This window comes from Endozoicomonas sp. SESOKO4, from assembly GCF_024606275.1.
Genome location: NZ_JAHHPS010000510.1, coordinates 1 through 1,294, shown reverse-complemented (window position 1 = coordinate 1,294; position 1,294 = coordinate 1). Strand labels below are relative to the sequence as shown.

Genomic DNA, 1,294 nt, shown 5'->3' with positions numbered 1-1,294 from the left:
GTTTAACAATATGAAGAAAGGGCGTGAGTGATTCACCCGATAACTTTACAGACATGATCAAAAACCTTTGGAATCTGTACCTCGGTAGCTCCTAAGGGTAGTCCATGTGTAAATTTAATCGTGAGAATCCGGGCTGTGTTGTTGAGTATGTTGTTTAAGCGCCCAGTCCACATGTTCTTTCACCAGCTTCGAAGGATGGTCCCTGCGCTGGCGAAGCGCTGACACGACTTTCCCGGTTGTGGGGGCGTTGCCGAGACCTACCGCCAGATTCCTCAACCAGCTTTCAAAACCTGCACGCCGGATCGGTGAACCTGCCGTGCGCTCCAGAAATTCTTTTTCCGTCCACAGAAAGAGATCAGCCAGATCACTGTTATCCAGATGATGACGGGGCTGAAAGTCACTTTCCTGTGTGTGTCTGGCAAATCGATTCCAGGGACAGGTGAGCTGGCAGTCATCACAGCCAAAAATCCTGTTACCGATTTTGCTGCGCAGCTCTTCGGGTATGGGTCCACTGTGTTCAATGGTCAGGTAGGAAATGCACTTTCTGGCATCCACTTTGTAGGGTTCTACAATCGCGCTGGTAGGACAAATATCCATGCAAGCAGTACATCGACCGCAATGGTCCTTCTCATAAGGTTCATCAGTGGGCAGAGGTAAATTGGTAAAGAGTTCTCCCAGGAAAAAGAAAGAACCTGCCTGACGGTTGATAATCAGGGAGTGTTTGCCCATCCAGCCCAGACCGGCCTGCTGAGCCAGAGGTCTTTCCATCACCGGTGCGCTGTCAACAAAGGCGCGATAACCATGGCTTCCGGCAATATCAGCTATTTTTTTTCCGAGCTGGGTTAAGCGCTTGCGAATCAGCTTGTGGTAATCACGTCCCAAAGCATAACGGGAGACATAAGCCTTTTCCGGCTCATTCAGAATCTTGACGGTCTCGGTTTCTGCGGGCAGATAATCCATTCTGGCGGAGATAACCCTTATGACACCTTCATGAAGCTTTTCAGGGTGGCATCTGAGTTCTTTGTGCCGCTCCATATATTGCAGGTCTCCATGAAGGCCCAGATCAAGCCACTGCAGAAAGTGCTTTTTGTCACGGTCCGGGATTCGGGCTTTGGTAATACCCACCTGCTGAAAGCCTAAATCTCTGGCCCAAAGACGAATATCGTCAGCCAGCTTATGATAATCAAGGCTTTCAGAAGAGCGGTTGGAGGTAGACACGTTGATCAGTTACTGCCAGGAAAGAATCTGAGAATATTGCCAAGTATTCTAACACACTCGTTGTCGAGAATAGTGA

Annotated in this window: 1 protein-coding gene; it reads right to left on the bottom strand. The window is 49.1% G+C overall.

Going from position 1 to position 1,294, the window contains the following annotated elements:
- Positions 1 to 114 precede the first annotated feature (114 nt).
- A complete protein-coding gene (gene queG / locus KDK16_RS10005) occupies positions 115 to 1,218 on the bottom strand; it encodes a tRNA epoxyqueuosine(34) reductase QueG (protein ID WP_257275906.1) in 1,104 nt (367 codons plus the stop codon).
- Positions 1,219 to 1,294 lie beyond the last annotated feature (76 nt).